This window comes from Tabrizicola sp. (assembly GCF_031377265.1).
Taxonomy (GTDB): Bacteria; Pseudomonadota; Alphaproteobacteria; order Rhodobacterales; family Rhodobacteraceae; genus JAUYQR01.
In genome coordinates this window covers 1-2,814 of sequence record NZ_JANMET010000003.1, presented here as the reverse complement: position 1 = coordinate 2,814, position 2,814 = coordinate 1, and the positions used below count along the sequence as shown (strand labels likewise).

Sequence of the window (2,814 nt, the reverse complement as noted above, 5' to 3'; positions counted from 1 at the left end):
CCGTTCGGCGGGCCATGGTGTCGGCATGAAGAACAGCATCAGTGCGCTTTGGTCGTTCATCGTTGCGGTCTGGAACCGGGTGGCCGAGGGGCATTTTGCCCTGATCGCCGCCGGGGTGGCGTTCTATGCGATGTTCGCGGTGTTTCCCGGCCTGACCGCGACCATCGCGATCTGGAGCATGGTGGCCGATCCCGGTGTGATCAGTGGCTATCTGGCGGTGGCCGAGCGGTTCCTGCCGCCCGAGGCATCCGGGCTGGTGCATGATCAGGTGATGGGGCTGATTCTGGCCCCGAAGGCGGCGCTGGGCTGGGCGACGGTGATCTCATTGGCCATCGCGGTCTATTCGGCGCGGGCCGGGGTCTCGGCGCTGATCCAGGGGCTGGACGTGGTACACCGGGCGGTGCCGCGCCGCTGGCTTTGGGGCTGGGCGGTGGATTTCATCCTGACGGCGGCGTTGATCGGGGCGCTGATGGTGGCGTTGATCACGGTGGTGGTGGTGCCGATCCTGCTGTCTTACGTGACCTTTGGCACGTTCGAGGCGTGGTTGACCAGCGTGCTGCCCTGGGGGGCGATGTTCCTGCTGGTGTTGACCTGCCTGTCGATCCTGTACCGCTTTGGCCCCAATGTGCCGGGCGGGTTTCGGTCGCCCTGGATCACGGTGGGGGTGCTGGTGGCGGCGCTGGCCTGGTCGGGCGTGTCGATCGGGTTTTCGGTCTACCTGTCGAATTTCAACAGCTACAACAAGATCTACGGTTCGATCGGCGCGGTGATCATCCTGATGACCTGGCTGTATCTGAGCGTCTGGGCGGTGCTTTTGGGCGGCGCAATCAACGCTGAACTGGACGAGAGGGTGCAGGCCCGGTCGGCCCGCACCCGGGTGCCTCAGACGTAGCGGTTCCAGAGGTTTTCCAACCGCTCTTGCCGCCCGGATTTCGGTCGCGGTTCAAGCCCTTCGGCTGTCACGCGGGCGGCTGCGTCCTCAAGGCTGCCTTTCAGCATCGCTTGCGCCTCAGGTGCCTGCCAACCGGCGTAGCGGGTTTTGACCGCCGTCTCCATCTCGCCGGATTGCATCAGGGCAGCGGCCGCTTTCAGGGCGCGGGCGCAGGTGTCCATGCCGCCGACATGGGCGAGGATCAGATCCTCGGGGTCCAAGGACTGCCGCCGGATCTTGGCGTCGAAGTTCACGCCGCCGGTGGTGAAACCGCCCGCTTTCAGGATCTCGTAGAACGCCACCGCCTTTTCGGCGTGGTTGTTCGGGAATTGGTCGGTATCCCAGCCGGACTGGTAATCGTTGCGGTTCATGTCGATGGAGCCGAAGATGCCAAGGGCGGCTGCCAACCCGATCTCATGCTCAAAACTGTGACCGGCCAGAATGGCGTGGCCCTGTTCGATGTTGGTCTGGACTTCTTTTTCCAGCCCGAAGTCCTTGAGGAACCCGTAGACCGTGGCGACGTCATAATCGTACTGGTGCTTGCTTGGTTCCTGCGGTTTCGGCTCGATCAGGATCGCGCCCTTGAAGCCGATCTTGTGTTTGTATTCGACGACTTGCTGCAAGAACCGCCCGGCATGGTCGCGTTCGGCCTTGAGGTTGGTGTTCAGCAGCGTCTCATAGCCTTCGCGCCCACCCCAGAGTACGTAGTTCTGCCCGCCAAGTCTCATCGTGGCGTCCATGTTCGCCTTTACCGTCGCGGCGGCATAGGCGTAGACGTCCGGGTCCGGGTTGGTGGCGGCACCGCTCATCCAGCGGCGGTGGCTGAACAGATTGGAAGTGCCCCACAGCAGTTTCGCCTTGTGGCGGGTCTGCTTGTCGGCGAGGTAATCGACCATCTCGTCAAGGTTGCGCTTGCTTTCGGCAAAGGTCTTGCCCTCGGGGCGCATGTCGGCGTCGTGAAAGCAGTAGAACGGCTGGCCGAGGATATCGAACATCTCGAAGGCCACATCGGCCTTCATCCGGGCTAGCGCCATGGTGTCACCGAACCACGGGCGCTCAAACGTCTGGCCACCGAAGGGGTCACCGCCGGGCCAGGCAAAGCTGTGCCAATAGGCGACGGCAAAGCGCAGATGATCTTCCATCCGCTTGCCCAGGATCACCTCATCCGGGTTGTAGTGGCGGAAGGCGAATTCGTTTTGGGACGACGGCCCCTCGTAGGTGATGGCGGGGATGCCTTTGAAGAAATCGGTCATATGAGGCCTCTGATAGCGGATTGGGCGGCGCGGAACCGGGCGTGGCCCGCGTCGAATGCGTCTTTGAGGGCGGCGTCGGGTTCGATCACCCGGGCGATGCGGGGCATGGTGGCGATCTCGGCCCCGGCCCCGGTTGCGGCCATGATCGCCAGCCGTGCGGCCCCGAAGGCACCGCCGAAATCGCCCGAGACGGGCACCTGCACCGGCACGCCAAGCGCGGTGGCGATGGCCTGCAGCCAGTAATCCGATCTTGACCCGCCACCGACGGCCAGCAGCGTCTGCAGTCTGGTACCGGTTGCGGCCAGAACATCGCGGCAATCGCGGAAGGCGAAGGTCACGCCTTCCAGTACGGCGCGGGTGGCGGCCTGCCGGTCGGTCGCGTGTTCCAGCCCGATGAAGGCGCCGCGCATGGTGGGCGAATTGATCGGCGTGCGCTCGCCGCCCAGATAGGGCAGGAACACCGTCTTGCGCGGGGCCTGCAGCGGGCCAAGCCCGCCGGTCAGCGTGGCCGCATCCTGCCCCACCAGCCCGGCATACCAGTTCAGCGCATCGGTCGCGGCCAGGATCACGCCCATCTGGTGCCAGGTGTTGGGCAGCGCATGGCAAAAGGTGTGCACGGCGGTGGCCGGG

At 64.6% G+C, this 2,814-nt stretch carries 3 protein-coding genes; 1 reads left to right on the top strand and 2 read right to left on the bottom strand.

The features are described 5' to 3' along the window. On the top strand, window positions 1–892 hold an 892-nt coding region (locus RMO18_RS00280), incomplete at its 5' end, for a YihY/virulence factor BrkB family protein (RefSeq protein ID WP_309663236.1). Here the strand turns inward: RMO18_RS00280 and xylA are convergent. Further along, the gene (gene xylA, locus RMO18_RS00275; protein WP_309663235.1) at window positions 883–2,184 is read right to left on the bottom strand and encodes a xylose isomerase; all 1,302 of its coding nucleotides are present in this window, start codon (window positions 2,182–2,184) and stop codon (window positions 883–885) included. The genes RMO18_RS00280 and xylA overlap by 10 nt on opposite strands. Beyond that, window positions 2,181–2,814: FGGY-family carbohydrate kinase (locus tag RMO18_RS00270; RefSeq protein ID WP_309663234.1), on the bottom strand; the 634-nt coding region annotated here is incomplete at its 5' end. The genes RMO18_RS00270 and xylA, both read right to left, overlap by 4 nt.